The 17,896-nt window shown below is 71.2% G+C and carries 18 protein-coding genes; 13 read left to right on the top strand and 5 right to left on the bottom strand.

The genetic code is table 11. The annotated features are described in order from the left end of the window. Positions 1-20: 20 nt before the first annotated feature. From ACZ462_RS31000 to ACZ462_RS30985, 4 genes are all read left to right on the top strand, one after another. Positions 21-1,478 (top strand): menaquinone biosynthesis decarboxylase, encoded by a 1,458-nt coding sequence (locus ACZ462_RS31000; protein WP_125543128.1) that lies wholly within the window; start codon positions 21-23, stop codon positions 1,476-1,478. Then, positions 1,475-1,942, top strand: a complete 468-nt coding sequence (locus tag ACZ462_RS30995; protein WP_467808865.1) for a hypothetical protein — start codon at positions 1,475-1,477, stop codon at positions 1,940-1,942. Before ACZ462_RS31000 ends, ACZ462_RS30995 begins: the two co-directional genes overlap by 4 nt. Continuing rightward, complete coding sequence (gene mqnP / locus ACZ462_RS30990; protein ID WP_467808879.1) at positions 1,942-2,871, top strand: menaquinone biosynthesis prenyltransferase MqnP; 930 nt, start codon at positions 1,942-1,944, stop codon at positions 2,869-2,871. The genes ACZ462_RS30995 and mqnP overlap by 1 nt, the downstream gene beginning before the upstream one ends. A gap of 77 nt (positions 2,872-2,948) precedes the next feature. Next, complete coding sequence (locus ACZ462_RS30985; protein WP_467808866.1) at positions 2,949-3,536, top strand: Uma2 family endonuclease; 588 nt, start codon at positions 2,949-2,951, stop codon at positions 3,534-3,536. Here ACZ462_RS30985 and ACZ462_RS30980 read toward each other — a convergent pair. After that, the gene (locus tag ACZ462_RS30980; protein WP_467808867.1) at positions 3,526-4,146 is read right to left on the bottom strand and encodes a rhomboid family intramembrane serine protease; all 621 of its coding nucleotides are present in this window, start codon (positions 4,144-4,146) and stop codon (positions 3,526-3,528) included. The two genes, ACZ462_RS30985 and ACZ462_RS30980, sit on opposite strands and share 11 nt — an antisense overlap. Positions 4,147-4,243: 97 nt before the next feature. On the opposite strand from ACZ462_RS30980, the gene ACZ462_RS30975 reads away from it, so the two are divergent. After that, entirely contained in the window at positions 4,244-4,927 is a 684-nt protein-coding gene (locus ACZ462_RS30975; RefSeq protein ID WP_467808868.1) for a UbiX family flavin prenyltransferase, read from the top strand. On the opposite strand, the gene ACZ462_RS30970 is transcribed toward ACZ462_RS30975, so the two are convergent. Next, entirely contained in the window at positions 4,924-5,058 is a 135-nt protein-coding gene (locus ACZ462_RS30970) for a hypothetical protein (protein ID WP_260615096.1), read from the bottom strand. The two genes, ACZ462_RS30975 and ACZ462_RS30970, sit on opposite strands and share 4 nt — an antisense overlap. A 123-nt stretch (positions 5,059-5,181) precedes the next feature. Here ACZ462_RS30970 and ACZ462_RS30965 point away from each other — a divergent pair, with 123 nt between their 5' ends. The 7 genes from ACZ462_RS30965 (at position 5,182) to ACZ462_RS30935 (ending at position 12,759) form a co-directional block, all read left to right on the top strand. Beyond that, positions 5,182-5,637 carry an Lrp/AsnC family transcriptional regulator gene (locus tag ACZ462_RS30965; RefSeq protein ID WP_125543132.1) on the top strand — a complete coding sequence of 152 codons (456 nt, stop codon included), beginning with the start codon at positions 5,182-5,184 and terminating at the stop codon, positions 5,635-5,637. Between the two features lie 66 nt (positions 5,638-5,703). Beyond that, on the top strand, positions 5,704-6,867 hold the full coding sequence (gene mqnE, locus ACZ462_RS30960) for an aminofutalosine synthase MqnE (RefSeq protein WP_467808869.1): 1,164 nt from the start codon (positions 5,704-5,706) through the stop codon (positions 6,865-6,867). Between the two features lie 153 nt (positions 6,868-7,020). Further along, positions 7,021-7,545, top strand: coding sequence for a GNAT family N-acetyltransferase (locus ACZ462_RS30955; protein WP_467808870.1), 525 nt, complete (start codon positions 7,021-7,023; stop codon positions 7,543-7,545). A gap of 115 nt (positions 7,546-7,660) precedes the next feature. Further along, on the top strand, positions 7,661-7,972 hold the full coding sequence (locus ACZ462_RS30950; protein ID WP_365516670.1) for a DUF4229 domain-containing protein: 312 nt from the start codon (positions 7,661-7,663) through the stop codon (positions 7,970-7,972). A 335-nt stretch (positions 7,973-8,307) separates the two neighbouring features. Then, complete coding sequence (locus ACZ462_RS30945; protein ID WP_467808871.1) at positions 8,308-9,636, top strand: dicarboxylate/amino acid:cation symporter; 1,329 nt, start codon at positions 8,308-8,310, stop codon at positions 9,634-9,636. A 392-nt stretch (positions 9,637-10,028) separates the two neighbouring features. Further along, positions 10,029-10,748, top strand: coding sequence for a hypothetical protein (locus ACZ462_RS30940; RefSeq protein WP_467808872.1), 720 nt, complete (start codon positions 10,029-10,031; stop codon positions 10,746-10,748). 133 nt (positions 10,749-10,881) lie between these two features. Continuing rightward, on the top strand, positions 10,882-12,759 hold the full coding sequence (locus tag ACZ462_RS30935) for an AMP-dependent synthetase/ligase (RefSeq protein WP_467808873.1): 1,878 nt from the start codon (positions 10,882-10,884) through the stop codon (positions 12,757-12,759). A 10-nt stretch (positions 12,760-12,769) separates the two neighbouring features. Here ACZ462_RS30935 and ACZ462_RS30930 read toward each other — a convergent pair whose 3' ends face one another. The 3 genes from ACZ462_RS30930 to ACZ462_RS30920 form a co-directional block, all read right to left on the bottom strand. After that, positions 12,770-13,024, bottom strand: coding sequence for a hypothetical protein (locus ACZ462_RS30930; protein ID WP_467808874.1), 255 nt, complete (start codon positions 13,022-13,024; stop codon positions 12,770-12,772). 272 nt (positions 13,025-13,296) lie between these two features. Then, on the bottom strand, positions 13,297-15,387 hold the full coding sequence (locus ACZ462_RS30925) for a hypothetical protein (RefSeq protein ID WP_467808875.1): 2,091 nt from the start codon (positions 15,385-15,387) through the stop codon (positions 13,297-13,299). A 23-nt stretch (positions 15,388-15,410) separates the two neighbouring features. Next, on the bottom strand, positions 15,411-15,845 hold the full coding sequence (locus tag ACZ462_RS30920) for a hypothetical protein (protein WP_467808876.1): 435 nt from the start codon (positions 15,843-15,845) through the stop codon (positions 15,411-15,413). Positions 15,846-16,123: 278 nt separating this feature from the next. On the opposite strand from ACZ462_RS30920, the gene ACZ462_RS30915 reads away from it, so the two are divergent. Next, on the top strand, positions 16,124-17,659 hold the full coding sequence (locus tag ACZ462_RS30915; protein WP_467808877.1) for an alpha/beta hydrolase: 1,536 nt from the start codon (positions 16,124-16,126) through the stop codon (positions 17,657-17,659). Positions 17,660-17,896 lie beyond the last annotated feature (237 nt).

The following is a 17,896-nucleotide window of genomic DNA, read 5'->3' as shown; positions in this document are numbered from 1 at the left end:
GGTGACGGATACTGGCCCCTATGGCTTACGACGATCTCCGCTCGCTGCTCCGGGCCCTGGAGCGGGAGGGCGACCTCAAGCGCATCAAGGCCGAAGTCGACCCGTACCTGGAAGTCGGGGAGATCGTCGACAGAGTGAACAAGGCGGGCGGTCCGGCCCTCCTGTTCGAGAACGTCAAGGGCTCCGACATGCCCCTGGCGATGAACGTCTTCGGCACCGACCGCCGCCTGCTGAAGGCCCTCGGCCTGAAGTCGTACGCCGAGATCAGCGAGAAGATCGGCGGGCTGCTCAAGCCGGAGCTGCCACAGGGCTTCGTCGGGGTCCGCGAGGCCTTCGGCAAGCTCGGCTCGATGGTGCACGTGCCGCCGAAGAAGGTGAAGGCGGACGCGGCGCCCGTCCAGGAGGTCGTCCTCACCGGCGACCAGGTCGACCTGGACCGGCTGCCCGCCCTGTTCACCTGGCCCAAGGACGGCGGCTCCTTCTTCAACCTGGGCCTGACGCACACCAAGCACCCCGAGACCGGCGTCCGCAACCTCGGCCTGTACCGCCTCCAGCGCCACGACAAGCGCACCATCGGCATGCACTGGCAGATCCACAAGGACAGCCGCAACCACTACGCGGTCGCCGCGGAGCGCGGCGAGCGGCTGCCGGTCGCCATCGCGTTCGGCTGCCCCCCGGCCGTCACGTACGCGTCGACGGCGCCGCTGCCCGGCGACATCGACGAGTACCTGTTCGCGGGGTTCGTCGCCGGCAAGCGGATCGAGATGGTCGACTGCAAGACCGTCCCGCTCCAGGTCCCCGCGCAGGCGGAGGTCGTGATCGAGGGCTGGCTGGAGCCCGGCGAGATGCTCCCCGAGGGGCCGTTCGGCGACCACACCGGCTTCTACACCCCGCAGGAGCCCTTCCCCGCGCTGAAGATCGACTGCATCACGATGCGGAAGCGGCCGCTGCTCCAGTCCATCGTGGTCGGCCGGCCGCCCACCGAGGACGGGCCGCTGGGCCGGGCCACGGAGCGGTTCTTCCTGCCGCTGCTGAAGATCATCGTCCCGGACATCGTGGACTACCACCTGCCGGAGTCGGGCGGCTTCCACAACTGCGCGATCGTCTCGATCGACAAGAAGTACCCCAAGCACGCCCAGAAGGTGATGCACGCGATCTGGGGCGCGCACATGATGTCCCTGACCAAGCTGATCGTGGTGGTCGACAAGGACTGCGACGTCCACGACCTGCACGAGGTGGCCTGGCGGGCCCTCGGCAACACCGACTACTCCCGCGACCTCACGGTCGTCGAAGGGCCCGTCGACCACCTCGACCACGCCTCCTACCAGCAGTTCTGGGGCGGCAAGGCGGGCATCGACGCGACGAAGAAGCTCCCCGAGGAGGGCTACACCCGCGACGGCGGCTGGCCCGACATGGTCGAGTCCGACCCGGCGACGGCGGCCCTTGTCGACCGGCGCTGGAAGGAGTACGGACTGTGAGCAGCTCGGCCATGGCCGGCCCGGCCCTGTTCATCGGCGGCGACACGGCGTACGTCGCCCTGGTGCGCCCGCAGCTCGACCCGGCCGACCCGGACCTCGTCCGGGCCGCGGGCGAGGCCGGGGTCTCCCCGGAGGAGTTCGCCGGCCCGGGCGACGTCTGGGCCCTGCTCACCGAGCAGGACGGCGAAGGCGACGGCTTCGAGCTGCCCGGCCTGCGCGACACCGAGGCCGACGGCTTCGCCGAGCAGCTCCAGGCGGCCCTCGCCGCCGCCGGGCCGTTCACGGTGGAAGCGGGCGACGTGCTCGTCCTCGACGGAGCCCCGGCGGGCGGCGGTTGGGCCTTCACCGCCCGCGTGACCCCGCCCGAGGGCCACGACGGCGGCGCCTGGACCCTCACCACGGGCCCGGTGGCGACCGCGGACCTGCTCGCGGACCTGGCGGACTTCCGGAGGGCCCTCGCATGATGACCACCGCCGACGGGGTCGCCGGCCCCGGCACCGGGCCCGCCGCACCGCAGGCTCCCGGCAGGGTGAAGGCGTTCCTGCGGCTCGTGATGATCGAGCACTCCGTCTTCGCGCTGCCCTTCGCCTACATCGCCGCGCTGACCGCGATGTTCCGGGCCGACCGCACCGTCCACTGGGCCGAGCTGCTGCTCGTCACCGTCTGCATGGTGGGCCTGCGGACCTTCGCGATGGCCGCGAACCGGATCATCGACCGCGAGATCGACGCCCGCAACCCGCGCACCGCGGGCCGCGAGCTGGTCACCGGCGCCGTGTCGGTGCGCTCCGCGTGGACCGGGGCCGGCATCGCGCTGGCGGTGTTCCTCGGGGCGGCGGCCCTGCTGAACCCGCTGTGCCTGGTGCTGGCGCCGGTGGCGGTCGTGCCGATGGTGGTCTACCCGTACGGCAAGCGGTTCACGAACTTCCCGCACGCCATCCTCGGCCTCGCCCAGGCGATGGGACCGGTCGGCGCCTGGCTCGCCGTGACGGGCACCTGGTCCTGGGACGCGGTGATCCTGGGCCTGGCCGTCGGCGTGTGGATCGGCGGCTTCGACCTGATCTTCGCCTGCCAGGACGTGGCTGCCGACCGGGCGGAGGGCGTCAAGTCCGTCCCGGCCCGCTTCGGCGTCCCGGCCGCCCTGTGGGGCGCCCGCGGCGCCCACGCCGTCACCACGGCTCTCCTGGCCTGGTACGCGGTGGCCACGGGCGCGGGCGTGGCGTTCTGGATCGGCCTGGCGGTCGTCGTCGCGGCGTTCCTGTACGAGCACACGATCGTCACCCCGCACGACCTGTCCCGCCTGAACCGCGCGTTCTTCACGGTCAACGGCTTCATCGGCATCGCCCTGTTCGTGTGCGCCCTCGTGGACCTCGTGCTCCGCGGCCTGCGCTGGTAACCCGAAGGAACGACTCCGCCCGAATCGGGCTGCGCACGCCCGCCCGCGTGCATACCGTGCGCCCTACCATCGAGTGCATGGACAGGGAGGCCGACGTGACCGTCTCGGAGAGCGACCGCCTGCACTCACAGCTCAGCCGGTTCGAGGACATGTTCCCGGGCTACCGGATGGAGATTGTCGAGGGCGCCATCGTGATGAGTCCGCTGAAGCCGCACCACAACGCCACGATCTGGCAACTGTGGACTGCGCTGAAGCCCCAGATGTCGGAACAGTGGGGCTTTCTCAGTGATGTCGCGATCCCGTTCGACGGCGACAACGAGTTCTGCCCCGACCTCGCCGTGATCCCGGCCGCCGAAGTGGCCAAGAACCTCAGCGCCTACTCGCCCGATCTGATCGAGCTGGCCATCGAGGTGGTTTCGCCGAGCAGCCGCCGCAACGACTACGACGTGAAGCCCTGTGCCTACGCGCGCCGAGGGATCCCGCACTATCTGGTCTTCGACCCTTACAAGGCGCACTGCGTGCTGTTCTGGAATCCCGGCCCCGACGGCTACCTGGGTACGGACACCGTCGCGTACGGCGGGACGGTCGTCGTGGAGACCGGTATCGGCAAGCTCACCGTCGACACTTCCGGCCTGCCCGTGGATCCCTCCGTCGTCACCCCGTGAGCTGCGGGCCCGCCGGGCGGGCCGGGGCCGGGCGGCGGTGCCAGACCGCTGTGGCGATGCCCGCGGCGAGGCCGCAGAGGTGGCCCTGCCAGCTGATGCCCTCGTGGATCGGGAGGATGCCGGTGAGCATCGTGCTGCCCCAGTAGGCGGCGATGGCCAGGGACACGGCGATCCCGGGGAGGCTGCGCTCCACGAAGCCGCGTATCAGCAGGTAGCCGAAGAGGCCGAAGACGAGCCCGGAGGCGCCCAGGGTCATGGTGTCCGGCGGGGAGATCAGCCAGGTGCCGAGGCCCTCGGCCACGATGATGATCCCGCACACGGCGAGGAAGCGGCGGATGCCTGACAGGGCGGCCACGAACCCGAGGACCAGCAGCGGGACGCTGTTGGAGGCGACGTGGTCGAAGCCGAAGTGGAGGAAGGACCCGGTGACGACGCCGGGCAGGGTGTCGGGGTCGCGGGCCACCACCCCGTACCGGTCGAGGGCGTGCCCGGTGGCGTAGTCGACCGCCTCCAGGGCCCACAGCAGGGCCACCCAGCCCAGCATCAGCTTGGCCGCCGCCCTGGCCCGGTCCGTCCGGCTCCATGTCGGCTCGATCGTGCTGCTGCCCATCCGCTCCGCCCCCCGGGTGTCGTGCTCCGTTCCCCTCGGGAACGTCCGGGACACCTTAGCGAGTGCCCGCCCGGTGTGGCCGGATAGTCTCGTAGCCATGACAGAGCGCAAGCGCACCCCCTGGGTGGTGGGGGTTTCCGGGGCTTCCGGGACGCCGTACGCGGCTTCGGTGATCCGGGGGCTGCTGGCGGCGGGCGAGAGTGTGGACCTTGTGGTGAGCCGGGCCTCGCGGCTGACCCTGCTGGACGAGACGGGCATCGCCTTCCGCGACGCGCACTGGCGCGAGGACCTCGCGGAGTGGCTGGCCCGCGGCGCGGACGGCAAGCCGGGGGCGTTCGCGGCGCCGGACGGCGACGTCCGGTACTGGGCCGCGGGGGACCTGGCGGCCGGGCCGAGCTCGGGCTCGTACCCGGCGAAGGGGATGCTCATCGTGCCGGCGTCCACGGCCTGTGTGGCCGGGGTGGCGCTCGGGCTGTCGAAGGACCTGCTGCAGCGGGTCGCGAGCGTGACGCTCAAGGAGCGGCGCCGACTGGTGGTCGCGGTGCGGGAGACCCCGCTGAGCGGCCAGACGCTGAAGCAGCTGGTGGCGCTGGACGAGGCGGGCGCGGTCGTGCTGCCCGCCTCTCCGGCGTTCTACGCGGGTGCGACGCACATCCAGGACCTGGTGGACTTCGTCGCGGGGCGGGTGCTCGACGCGGCAGGGGTGCCGCACGGGCTGTACCGCCGGTGGGAGGGGGAGCTCGGTGGAGCATCCCGATCCCGGGAGGCAAGCGGTGGCTAGCGCTTCTTCGCGGTGTGCGGCTTGCGGGTCCTGTCCACCTGGTAGGCGGCTGCGGGCTTGTCGGTGCGGGATCGGTTGGCCAGCTCCTGGAGCTGCCGCATGTGCGCGTAGGCCATCTCGATCGTGTACACGGGTACACCACTCCTGAAGATCGTCATTGATCTGTTGACAGATTCACAGGGTGTTGACCCTGTGTGCCTTTGATTCTATACGTAAACTTGCAGCATCGCCGAACAATGGAAGGCTCCAGGCATATGGACGCGGTGGACAGGCAGCTCATCCAGGCACTCCGGGAGAACGGACGCGCCTCGTACGCGGAGCTGGGCCGGCTCGTCGGCCTGTCCGGCCCCAGCGTCACCGACCGGATCAACCGGCTCGAGTCGGCCGGCGTCATCACCGGCTACCGCGCGACCGTCGACGCCGCCTCCCTCGGCCTCGGCGTCACCGCGCTGATCGGCATCTCCCTCTCGGACGCCGCCGACCACGAGGACGTCGCCCGCCGCCTGCGGGACCTCGCCGAGATCGAGGACTGCTGGTTCATCGCCGGCGACGACTCGTACATGCTGAAGGTCCGCGCGAGTGACGTGGACGGCCTGGAGAAGATCATCCGGAAGCTCTCCGGCACCAAGGGCGTCTCCCGCACCCGCACCACGATCGTGCTGTCGACGAAGTGGGAGAACCGGGTCGGGGAGCTGCCCGACGAGCGCTGAGAGTACGGTTGCAGGGTTGGGCAGGCCCTACAGGGCAGAGCGGGACACTGAGGAGGCGACCGGCCGATGGACGCTGGGCTGAAGCGTGAGCTGGAGGAGAAGGTTCGCTCCGGCGAGCGGCTGACCCGTGAGGACGGCATCGCCCTCTACGAGTCCGACGACCTGGCCTGGCTCGGCGGCCTCGCCCACGAGGTGCGCACGCGCAAGAACGGCGATGTCGTCCACTTCAACGTCAACCGCCACCTCAACATGACGAACGTGTGCACCGCGTCGTGCGCCTACTGCTCCTTCCAGCGCAAGCCGGGCGAGAAGGACGCGTACACGATGCGCATCGAGGAGGCCGTCCGCCTGGCCAAGGCCATGGAGAGCGAGAACCTCACCGAGCTGCACATCGTCAACGGCCTGCACCCGAGCCTGCCCTGGCGGTACTACCCGCGCTCGCTGTCCGCGCTGAAGGAGGCGCTGCCGAACGTCTCGCTGAAGGCGTTCACGGCGACCGAGATCCACCACTTCGAGACGATCTCCGGGATGTCGGCCTCCGACATCCTGGACGAGCTCATCGAGGCCGGCCTGGAGTCCCTCACCGGCGGCGGCGCGGAGATCTTCGACTGGGAGGTCCGCCAGCACATCGTCGACCACCGCACCCACTGGGAGGACTGGTCGCGCATCCACCGCCTCGCGCACGAGAAGGGGCTGAAGACCCCGAGCACGATGCTGTACGGGCACATCGAGGAGCCGCGCCACCGCGTGGACCACGTGCTCCGGCTGCGCGAGCTCCAGGACGAGACCGGCGGCTTCCAGGTCTTCATCCCGCTGCGGTACCAGCACGACTTCGTCGACATGAAGGACGGCAAGGTCCGCAACCGGCTCCAGGCCCGCACCACCATGGCGACGGGTGCCGAGGCGCTGAAGACCTTCGCGGTCTCGCGGCTGCTCTTCGACAACGTGCCGCACGTCAAGGTCTTCTGGGTGATGCACGGCGTGCAGACCGCCCAGCTGGCGCTCCAGCACGGTGCCGACGACATGGACGGCTCGGTCGTCGAGTACAAGATCACCCACGACGCGGACAACTACGGCACCCCGAACAAGCTGACCCGCGACGATCTGCTGGAGCTCATCCGCGAGGCCGGCTTCCGGCCCGTCGAGCGCAACACCCGCTACGAGGTCATCCGCGAGTACCCCGGCCCGGACGCGTCCCTGCGCGAGACGCCGCAGGCGATGCGCGTCTGACGCGGTCCGCGCACACGCCGCCGGCCCGGCCGTGCGGCCCCGGGGCCCCGGCCTCCGTATCTGCGGAGACCGGGGCCCTCGTGCTGCCGGGGGTGGGCGCGCCGCCGCAGGCGATGCGTTGTCCGCCACGTTCGTAATGGATAACCTTGGCCTGTGACTCTTACCTTCACGGTTGATCCGGTCGTCGACCCCACCCTGCGCGAGGGGATCGTCGAACTCTGGACGGACGTCAGCAACGCCGGCGGCGCCGTCGGGTTCGTGGCGCCCGTGACGCAGGACGACATCCGCCCCGAGATGGTCAAGCACCTCGTCGCCATGGCCGAGGGCCGCCACCGCCTCGTCGTCGGCCGCGACGCCGACGGGCGCGTCCGCGCCTGCGCCTTCCTCGCGCTCAACACGCACCGGCTGATGGCCCACTGGGTGTGGGCGTACACGGTCATGGTCGACCCGGCCCTCCAGGGCCGCGGCGCCGGCCGCGCCCTGATGGAGGTCGTCGCCGGCGCCGCCCGCACCCTCGACGGCGTCGAGGCGATCCGCCTCTCCTGCCGCGGCGGCCTCGGCCTGGAGCACTTCTACGCCGCCTGCGGGTATAAGGAGGTCGGCCGCGTCCCCGACGCCATCCGCGCCGCCCCCGGCGACGACCGCGACGAGATCGTCATGCTGCTGCCGCTGCACTGAGCCCCGCCCCCGCGGGCCCGCACCGACCCCGGCGGCGCGGCGCGCGCTGCCGGCGTGCTTCACTGGACGGACACGCCACGACGAAACCGACGAACGAACCGAAGAAGGGGTCACCGTGTCCTTCAAGCCGAGCGCGACGATCCGCTACACCGCGATGCGCCTGGGCATCTTCGTCGGATGCCTCGTCCTCGTGGCCGTCCTGGTCAACCTGGGATGGGTCCCCGCGGGCCTCGGCGACGCGAACCCCGCCTGGGTCGTGCTCCTCGCGCTGGTCCTCTCCGCGCCCCTGTCGTTCGTCCTGCTGCGCCGCCAGCGCGACGAGATGTCCGCGCAGATCTCCGAGCGCGTCGCCGGCGCCAAGGAGCGCCTCGCGGCCAACCGCTCCCAGGAGGACGCGGCCGACGACGCCGCCCGCGTCGGCTCCTGAGGGCCGGATTCCCCACACGGCACACGAGCGCCCCGGCGCCGGGAACACCCCGGCTGCCGGGGCTTCGTCGTTTCCGGTGGTCCCCGGCGGCGGGCGGGGTGGCGGCTCCGCGGATGCGAGATGACCTTGGCTCAAAGTGCGTCTTTGGGTTTCTCAAAGGGAAAGTGTTAGCGTGTTAAACATGTTGACCCCGGTTGCGCCCCGAATGATCACGAGCGTCCCGCTCGTGGCGCGCCTGCACGTCGACCTCTGCCGCCGTGTGTCCGCGGCCTGTTGCGGCTGTCGCTGAAACCACACACCCCCTTCCTTTCCCCTGCTTTGCCCCCACTCGGAGAGTGTCCGTGTCCGCGACCCCCCAGGCCCCCGCCAAGGCCTCCTTCACGTTCCCCTTCTGGGCGCAGATCGTCACCGGTCTCGTGCTCGGCGTCCTGTTCGGCTGGCTCGCCCGCACCCAGGACGTCAGCTGGCTCGCCACCACCCTGGAGAAGGTCGGCGACATCTTCGTCCAGCTGCTGAAGCTGGCCGTCGCCCCGCTCGTGTTCTTCGCGATCCTGGTGTCCGTCACCAACCTGCGGAAGGTCAACAACGCCGCCCGCCTCGCCTCGCGCACCCTGCTCTGGTTCATGATCACCTCGCTGATCGCCGTCGGCATCGGCCTCGCGATCGGCCTGCTCACGAACCCCGGCGCGGGCACCGGCCTGACCCCGCAGGACGGCAAGCTGCCCAAGCGCACCGGCTCCTGGCTGGACTTCCTGACCGGCATCGTGCCGACCGACGTCATCACGCCGTTCACCGAGCTGAACGTCCTGCAGATCGTCTTCCTCGCCGCCGTCGCCGGTATCGCCGCCCTCCAGCTCGGCGACAAGGCGCAGCCCCTCCTGACCGTTGCCGAATCGATCCTCCAGCTCCTCCAGAAGGCGCTGTGGTGGGTCATCCGCCTCGCTCCGATCGGCACCGTCGGCCTCATCGGCACCGCTATCGCCAGCTACGGCTGGGACCTCATCGGCAAGTACGCGACCTTCACCGCCGACGTGTACATCGGCTCCGCGCTCGTGATGTTCGGCGTCTACCCGCTGCTCCTCGCACTTGTCGCCAAGGTCAACCCGATCCAGTTCTTCAAGGGCGCCTGGCCGGCCATCCAGCTGGCCTTCGTCTCCCGCTCCTCCGTCGGGACGATGCCGCTCACGCAGAAGGTCACCGAGCGCCTCGGCGTCCCGAAGGAGTACACCTCCTTCGCCGTCCCGTTCGGCGCCACCACGAAGATGGACGGCTGCGCCGCGATCTACCCGGCCCTCGCCGCGATCTTCATCGCCCAGATCTTCGACGTGCAGCTGACCATCACCGACTACCTGCTGATCGCCTTCGTCTCGGTCGTCGGCTCGGCCGCCACCGCCGGCCTCACCGGCGCGACGGTCATGCTGACCCTGACCCTCTCCACCCTGGGCCTGCCCCTGGAGGGCGTCGGCCTGCTGATGGCGATCGACCCCATCCTCGACATGGTCCGCACCGCCACCAACGTCGCCGGCCAGGCCCTCGTCCCGGTCGTCGTCGCCGCCCGCGAGGGAATCCTGGACAAGGAGGCCTACGCCGGAGCCTCCTCCTCCCCGCTGGACGAGTCCTCCCCGCTCGACGAGCGCACCGCGGTCGCACCGGCCGCCGCCTGACCCCGCCCGGCCCCGCCAGGGCCGGTCCGCAGCCCCCGCCCCGTCCGGGCGGGGGCTGCGGTGCTGTGCGCGGGCGCCGGGGCGTACGCGGGGTCCATACGCGGCCGGACGGGCCGGACGGGCCGGGCGGGCGCCGGGCGGGCCGGGCGGGCCGGGCGGGGGCGGGCGGGGGCGGCGTACCACCCGGCGGGGTGGGGGCCCGGAGGCGCACCGGCAGCAGCGGGCCGGCGAGGGCGGAGCCGGTGACGGCGTACGGCTGCTCCTCGCTGCGGTCGGCCGGTGGACGGCCGGCACGGGTGCAACACGCTGTCCCCCGGCGGGATTCGGCGTGCGTCCGGCCCCTATAGTCGGCTGCCGTTGTCGGACGAGCGGGAAACGGGGGCCTGACGGACATGGTGAAGGCGATACGGGACATCCGGGCGGCCCGGGCGGCGGCCCGGCTGATCGGGAGGCGCAACGCCCTGCGCTACCTCGCGCTCGGCGCGGGCGCCGCCCTCGCGGCGGCCTGCACCGGCAAGGGCGCGGGGGCGACGGGTGCGGCGGGTACGGCCTCGGCGCCCGCCCCGACCGGCAGCACGGGCCCGGCGCCCGCCCCCTCGGCGCCCTCCGGGACGGCCGGCTCCCCGGCCGGCTCCCCGGCCGCCGCACCCACGGCGACCACCGCCGGGGTGATGGCCCGGGCCTTCGACGCGTTCATCAAGGGCAGGTGGCGGCTGGAGTCCACCACGCCCGGCGGGCCGACCGTCACGGGAACGGCCACCGTCCTCGCCGACGGCGGCGGGAACGGCGGCTTCACCATCGACTGGGACGGCGCCGACGGCAAGCCGGTCACCTGGACCGGATTCTGGCTGCTCCGCGGCGGCCACCTGCGCATCGACGTCCACACCGCTCCCCAGGGCATCAACCGGCTCACCGGCGGCGAGGCCCTCACCGTCCCGAAGGAGGTCGGGGAGGGCGCCTCCCTGCTGCTCCCGTGGAAGCCGCCCGGCCACAAGGGCACAAGCGACGGCCAGCACCTCAAGGTCGCCTACCGGGACGGGGTGCTGCGCATCGTCCACACCGAGCGCGGCGGCAGCGAATCGGTCCACACGTGCACCCGGGCCCCCGTCTGACGGGCCGGCCCTTCCCCGTTCCTCCGCTCTTCCTCCGCCAACTCCGCTCACCGGGGTCTGGCCAGCCCGGTTACCGGTGCGTAAATTACCGGCGGTAACGCGGTAACTCCCTTGAAGAGCGGAGGAGAGCGCCATGAACGCGGACGCCATGCGGGCCGCCCCGGAACCGGTGGAGCCCGTCCGGACCGTCATCGACGGAGTCGTACGCCAGGTGGAGGTCCCCCCGCTGGCCGCCGTCCCCACCGGCGGGTCCCTCGCGGACATCCCCCTCCACAACGCCCGCGAGGCCCCCAACACCGTCGTCCTCTCCCGCAAGCACCCGGACGGCACCTGGCACGACGTCACCGCCGCCGCGTTCGCCGCAGAGGTCCTCGCCGTCGCCAAGGGACTCGTCGCCGAGGGGCTCCGCGAAGGCGACCGGCTCGCGATCATGGCCCGCACCACGTACGAGTGGACCCTGCTCGACTTCGCCGCCTGGGCCGCCGGACTCGTCACCGTCCCCGTCTACCCGACCTCCTCCGCCCTCCAGGCCCGCTGGATCATCCACGACTCCGGCGCCGTCGCCTGCGCCGTCGAGGACACCGCCCAGGCCCGCCTCATCAGCGCCGAGCGCGCCAACCTGCCCCGGCTGGCCCACCTGTGGGAGTTCGACACCGGCGCGCTGGCCCGGCTCGCCAAGGCCGGCGCACACATCCCCGACGCCGTCGTCCACGCCCGCCGCGCCACCCGTACGCCCGACTCCGTCGCCACCCTCATCTACACCTCCGGCACCACCGGCCGGCCCAAGGGCTGCGTCCTGACCCACGGCAACTTCTTCGCCGAAGCCGACAACGCCGTCGAACTCCTCCACCCCGTCTTCCGCTCCGCCACCACCGAGCCCGCTTCCACCCTCCTCTTCCTGCCCCTCTCCCACGTCTTCGGCCGCATGGTCGCCATCGGCTGCCTCCGCGCCCGCGTCCGCATCGGCCACGCCCCCAGCATCAGCACCGACGACCTCCTCGCCGACCTGGCCGGCTTCCGCCCGACGTTCCTCCTCGCCATCCCCTACGTGCTGGAGAAGGTCCACAACACCGCCCGCGCCACCGCCGAGCGCATGGGCCGCGCCTCCTCCTTCGACCGCGCCGCCCGCATAGCCCGCCGCTACGGCGAAGCCGCCGAGAACGGCCGCCCGGGTCTCGCCCTGCGCGCCGCCCGCGCCCTGTACGACCCGCTCGTCTACCGACGCATCCGCGCCGCCCTCGGCGGCCACGTCCGCTACGTCATCAGCGGCGGCTCACCCCTCGGCCGACGCCTCGCCGCCTTCTACACCGGAGCCGGCATCGACGTCTTCGAAGGCTACGGACTGACCGAGACGACCGGCGCCAGCACCGTCACCCCGCCGCAGAAACCCCGCCTCGGGACGGTCGGCTGGCCCCTCCCGGGCACCGCCGTCCGCATCGCCGACGACGGCGAGGTCCTCCTCCGCGGCCGCCACGTCTTCGCCGGCTACTGGAACAGCGCCCAGCCGCCCACCCGCCCCGACGGCTGGCTCGCGACCGGCGACATCGGCGAACTCGACGCAGACGGCTACCTCACCATCACCGGCCGCAAGAAGGACCTGATCATCACCTCCGGCGGCAAGAACGTCGCCCCCGCCCCCCTGGAGGACTGGCTGCGCGCCCACCCCCTGGTCGGCCAGTGCCTCGTCGTCGGCGACAACAGGCCGTACGTCACCGCCCTCATCACCCTCGACCCGGAAGGCCTCGCCCACTGGCGGGCCATGCGGCGCCGCGAAGGCGTCCCGACCCGCGAACTCGCCCGCGACCCCGACCTCCTGGCCGAACTCCAGCGCGCCGTGGACGAGGCGAACCGCCTGGTCTCCCGCGCGGAGTCCATCCGCAGATTCACGGTCCTGCCGGGCGACTTCACCGAAGCGAGGGGCCACCTCACCCCGTCCCTGAAACTCCGCCGCGGGGCCATCGTCCGGGACTACGCCCGGGAGATAGACGAGCTGTACCGGCAGCAGCCGTGAACACAGCGGCTCAGCGGCAGCCGAGGGTCTTGAGCGTCTCCGCCATATAGGTGCGCATGAACGCCTCGACGTGGGGCCGGAGATCGGGGTGTTTCCGGTAGGCCCGCTCGGCCTTAACGGTGAGGGTGAAGTGGTCGCCGCCCGCGGTCTTGCAGGGGGCTGTGGCGGTGGCTCCGTCGTTGCCGAGGACGGAGTCCTCGAAGCCGAGATCCACCTGGGCGGGCTCGGCCAACCCGATGATTGAACTCTCCCTGGAGTACTTCATCAGGTCCCCTGGCGGGCCGTCGTGAAAGGCGAACCGCAAGCTGAGGGCACGTTCGCCGTCCACGGCCAGCACGCAGGGTGCTGTCCGGGGTTCCTGTCGATCCACGCGACTGCCCTCTACTACCTTCCCGCGCGGCCGCAGCAGGGGGCCGGACAGTTCGGGGGAGACGGGCGTGCCGCAGATCGTCTCGGGCAGGGCTGCGTCGACGGTGTCGCAGGCCGTCAGGGACAGCACGGCCACAGCCCCTGTAACAACCGCGGCCTTGGCCCGCCTCACTGGGCGGCCCCGGTTTTCGGCGGTGCGATGTCCTTGGCCCGGTTCGTCCCAGATTCCGATGCCTCCTCTACCTTCCGCTGATATTCGAAGGCATTCGCTTCGGGGTTGTGCTGCTTCAACCACCCGTCGGTGAGTGCCATGAGTTGGTTATTACGCCTCTCATATGCGGCATAGGAACCGTCCTCGAAGGCCTTGTCGATGTGCTTCTGCTCGTCCGCCAGCCATTTGCCGACCACGTAGTCGAAGCCGGCCTGCACCTCCGCGTCGTAGGCGGGCAGGTAGCCGATGGCGGTGTCGAAAATCCACTTCTCGTCCCAGGCGGCCTGCTCGGCCGGGCCGACGGCCGCCGTGCGGGCCTGTTCCAGGAAGCCCACCGTGCGGGCGGCGCGCACCAGGGACTCCTCCGGGTGCTTCTGGCCCGGCTCGTGGATCTCGTTGACCATGGCCTTGTTGATTCCGTAGTTCAGGTTCCCGTAGGCCTCCTGGTCCTTGGAGACCTGCTTGATGACCTGGTACATGTCGTTCTGTTCCACCGGCAGGGACCGCATGTCCACGCTGCTGGTGACCTCGTGCACCGTGCCGGAGTGGTTCACCAGGACGGTGGCCATCGGCTCGCGCAGGGATTCGGGAAGGTCGTCGCCGGCCTCCGCGAACGCGCTGATCGCGTTCTTGAAGACGGCCTTGTTGTCGGCCGAGTGCTCGACGAACTTCGGGTTGTCCGAGGACGGGTCGATGCCGGTGGCGCCGGCCAGGAGGGCCGCCGAGAAGCCCGCCCTCTCGTCCTTGTCGAGCCCGGGGGAGTAGTGGATGGCGTTGCCGTGCTCGTTCGCCTGAAGGACCAGCTCCCAGTTGCGCTCCATGAGGTGCTTCATCCGGCCCTCGTCCTTCAGGTACGACGCCGACGCCTCCGGGTCCTGGCTCATCACTCCCAGGAGGCCGTCCATCGGGTCGTTGGCGAACCAGCCGGTGCGCTCCCCGCTGTACTCGCCGCCCTTCATGACCCAGATGTCGTCCCTGTCCTTCTCCGCCTTCATGATGTCGTCGCCGATGTCGTGCAGGAACTGCTGCGAGTAGTCGCCCCCGCCCTGGCTCATCAGCGTGACCAGGGACTGGTAGCCGTACACCTTCTCCAGTCGCGTGTCCGTGAAGGAGGTGTTGCGGCGTTCCAGGCCTTCCTTCTGCATCTCGGCGCGGAAATTCTTGTACGTCTCCGAGTTCGGGTCTTTCGTCGCCGATGCGAGCGTGGCCCCCAGGCCCTTCTGGAGGTCCGTGTAGTCCGACTTGTTCGCAGGGTTTCTGACGTGGATCTCGTCGCTGAGCCGGTTCGTCAGCTCGATCGTGCCCTTCGCGCCCAGCCCGCTGATGAACACCTGGCTGAACTCGGGCTTGCCGGAGTTGTCGCGGAAGGACCGCTGGAGTTCCGCCATCTCGGCCGGCGGGATCTTCTCGCCCGCTGCCAGGCGTGTCGCGATGCTCTCGGCGTTCCGCGCCTCGTACACCTCCACGTCGCCCTGCGCCGCGCCGTTGAAGCCCGTGCCGAACGTGGCGTCGTTCTTCTCGCCGTAGCCGTCCGCGCAGGCGGCCTCCAACGCGATCTTCACACCCTGGTCGGCGTCGTCCAGGGCCCTGACCGCGCTGCCGATGTGCTGCGTCCAGGCGTTCTCGGTGTTCCTCAGGTCCGGGTCGTGGCGGGCGGCGTTCGCCGTCGCCGCGTCCACCTTGGAGTAGTCGAAGGTGCACCGGCCCTCGTCGGAGACCTTCATGCCGGCCTTCACCGCGTCGTCGCGGGCGGATTCGACCTTCTTCCTCAGGTCGGTGAACTGCTCGTGCGCGTCACGCAGCAGGTTGGCGATCGCCTTCGCCTGCGTCTGGGCGGCCGAGTACTCGTAGCGGGTGCCCGCGAAGTTGGTGTACGCCGCGCCGGCGCTGACACCGTTCCAGGTCTGACCCCCCATGGAGATCTTCTGGACGCTGTCCCGGTAGCGTTCCTCGAGCTTCTTGAACTCGCCCGCCATTGAATCCCATTTGGCTGCGGTCGTTTCCAGGTGGCCGAAGTCGGCCGTCATGACCTTGTGGTACGTCAGCATCGGTTCCCGCCCCGCCCCGCAGCCTAGATTCCGTTCAGTTTCGAGTCCGGTGAGGGCTTCACGACGCTGAAGCCGTCACCCGTGGTGATGTCATTGCGCAGGAACATGTTCGAGGTGCCGCGCAAGGCGGTCTTCTCGGACGCCAGCCTGCCCATCAGCCCGGTCACCTGCCGGCCCCAGGTCTCCTGCACCTTCTTCAGCCCGGCCGCGGTGCTCCACCCGTCCAGGGCTTTGACCGTGCCGTTCGACGCCTCGTCCGCATGGTCCGCGGCCTTCCTGGTGCTCGGCTCCAGGTCGTTCTCGATGGTGTTCGCCGCTGCCTTCTTCTCGGCGGGCGCCGACCCGAAGTCCGGGCCACCGGGAAAGAGCGGACCCGGCGGCGGCCCGGAGTTCAACCGCATCGGCCCGTACTCAGGCGCAGTGTCCGCTGCCTGACGCCAGTCCTGCTCGAAACCCATGGCCTCCCCCTTCGGCGCTGCACTCTTTGCCGGTGACCCTCTTTGCCGTCGCGTTTGCAATGCGTTCGCGACGCTAGCAAGCACGTGGGTGCGGTCTCGGCGTTCCGCGGTTTTCGGGCGCAGAGATGTCCGGAACCCGGCAGTGGTGTCACCCGTTCGGCGTGTCGCCGCAGGTCGGTGCCGTGGAGGGCCATGCCCCCGGCCTTCCGGGCGGCGGGGCCGGGGCGGGGCGTTTATCGTGGCTGACGGGATCGGGGGGCCGGCCCGAGGAGTGTGCAGTGCACCGTGCCCGCACCGGCGCCGTGGTCGGCGCAGCCTGCCTGCTCGCCCTCGCCGTACTGCCCGCCGACCCGCAGCGCCCGGCCCCTTCGGCGGCGCCCGCCGCGCCCCGGATCCGCTGGGGACCCTGCCAGGGCGGGCCCGTACCCGACGGCATGCGCTGCGGGTCCCTTGCGGTGCCGCTCGACCACGCCGACCCCGCCAAGGGCACCATCACCCTCGCCGTCGCCTCCCTCCCCGCCAGCGGCCCCCGCGAGCAGCGCCTCGGATCGCTGCTCCTCAACTTCGGCGGGCCCGGCGCCCCCGGGGTCGAGGGACTCGCCGCCGACGCCAAGGCCTTCGCCGACCTCGGCGAGCGCTACGACCTCGTCTCCTTCGACCCCCGAGGTGTCGGCCACAGCGCCCCCGTCACCTGCGGGGGCTCCATGGCACCCGACCCCGGCGCCGCCCGGGGCGACGCCGCGGCGCAACTGGCGGCGCTGCGCGCCGTCGTCGAACGCTGCGAGCAGGCCTCCGGCCGGGTCCTGCCGTACATCGGCACCGTGCACGTCTCCCGCGACATGGACCTCATCCGCCGGGCCCTCGGCGAGGCGAAGCTGAACTACCTCGGCTTCTCGTACGGGACGCGCCTCGGCGCCGTCTACGCCGCCCAGTACCCGCACCGCGTCGGCCGCATGGTCCTCGACGGCGTCGACACCCTCGTCGAGACGCTGACCGAGCAGGCGCTCGTCTCCGCCGAGGGACAGCAGCGGGCGCTGGAGAACTTCCTCGCCTGGTGCACCCGCCGCGCCGAAGGCTGCGTGTACGGGACGAACACCCGCACCGCCAAGGAGCGCGCCGACAGCCTCGTCGCCTACCTCGACGTACACCCCCTCGTCGATGCCGACGGCGCCGCCTTCACCGGCCAGCACGCCGCCACCGCCATCGCCTCCGCCCTGTACTCCCGTACGTCGTGGCCCGCGCTGGCCGACGCCCTCGCCCGGGTCGAACGCCACGACGACCCCACCGGCCTCCTCCGCCTGGCAGCTCCCGCCGACGACCTCCCGGCCGACGCCGACCCGGGCGTGCCCGAGCCCGACCCCGTCCCCGCGGACAACGCCGAGGCCGCCATGGCCGCCGTGAACTGCGCGGACGACCCGGACCGCCGCAGCGACAAGGCCGCGCCCACCGCCGTCGAGCGGCGGATCGCCGGACTGCGGGACCGGTTCCGCCAGGCCTCCCGCATCTTCGGCCCACGCCAACTGGGCACGGTCCTGGCGTGCTACGGCCGGCCCGCGGGCACCGACTACCTCCGCAGGATCGACCACCCGGGCGCCCCGCGCATGCTGCTGATCGGCACCCGCGGCGACCCGGCCACCCCGTACCGGTGGACGGAGGAGACGGCACAGCGCCTGGGCTCGGCGGTCGTCCTGGACTACAAGGGCGACGGCCACACCGCCTACACGGCGTCCGCGTGCGTCCGTGCGTACGCGGACGCGTTCCTCCTGGACGGCGACTTGGCGTCGGGGACGCGGTCGTGTCCGGGGGAGGAGTAGGGGGAGGGGGAGCCGGCGGGTCGGCGTCGGGGCGCGACGGCGGGATGCGGGTCGGCGGGAGTCGATGGGTCGGGGTCGGGGGTGTGGCTGGGGGTGTCCCCGGCAGTTGATGATGTCCGGGGCGGGCCGGTCCCTCAAGGGCCAAGGCCGCGTAGTTAGGGGTTGCGTTGCGTGGTCAAGGGGGTGGTGTGGGCAAGTTGGTATGTGCCGTATGCGGGTTTTTGGAGGGTGCCGTTG

Source organism: Streptomyces sp. NPDC031121 (assembly GCF_055570615.1).
The sequence above is the reverse complement of the archived record's forward strand: the minus strand, read 5'-3'. Positions and strand labels throughout refer to the sequence as shown.

Bases quoted from the DNA above. Each gene is read 5' to 3' on its own strand.
- mqnP (WP_467808879.1), top strand. From the start codon at position 1,942: ATGACCACCGCCGACGGGGTCGCCGGCCCCGGCACCGGGCCCGCCGCA.
- ACZ462_RS30930 (WP_467808874.1), bottom strand. From the start codon at position 13,024: ATGAAGTACTCCAGGGAGAGTTCAATCATCGGGTTGGCCGAGCCCGCC.
- ACZ462_RS30980 (WP_467808867.1), bottom strand. From the start codon at position 4,146: ATGGGCAGCAGCACGATCGAGCCGACATGGAGCCGGACGGACCGGGCC.
- ACZ462_RS30920 (WP_467808876.1), bottom strand. From the start codon at position 15,845: ATGGGTTTCGAGCAGGACTGGCGTCAGGCAGCGGACACTGCGCCTGAG.
- ACZ462_RS31000 (WP_125543128.1), top strand. From the start codon at position 21: ATGGCTTACGACGATCTCCGCTCGCTGCTCCGGGCCCTGGAGCGGGAG.
- ACZ462_RS30940 (WP_467808872.1), top strand. From the start codon at position 10,029: ATGGTGAAGGCGATACGGGACATCCGGGCGGCCCGGGCGGCGGCCCGG.
- ACZ462_RS30925 (WP_467808875.1), bottom strand. From the start codon at position 15,387: ATGCTGACGTACCACAAGGTCATGACGGCCGACTTCGGCCACCTGGAA.
- ACZ462_RS30985 (WP_467808866.1), top strand. From the start codon at position 2,949: ATGGACAGGGAGGCCGACGTGACCGTCTCGGAGAGCGACCGCCTGCAC.
- ACZ462_RS30935 (WP_467808873.1), top strand. From the start codon at position 10,882: ATGAACGCGGACGCCATGCGGGCCGCCCCGGAACCGGTGGAGCCCGTC.
- ACZ462_RS30965 (WP_125543132.1), top strand. From the start codon at position 5,182: ATGGACGCGGTGGACAGGCAGCTCATCCAGGCACTCCGGGAGAACGGA.
- ACZ462_RS30975 (WP_467808868.1), top strand. From the start codon at position 4,244: ATGACAGAGCGCAAGCGCACCCCCTGGGTGGTGGGGGTTTCCGGGGCT.
- mqnE (WP_467808869.1), top strand. From the start codon at position 5,704: ATGGACGCTGGGCTGAAGCGTGAGCTGGAGGAGAAGGTTCGCTCCGGC.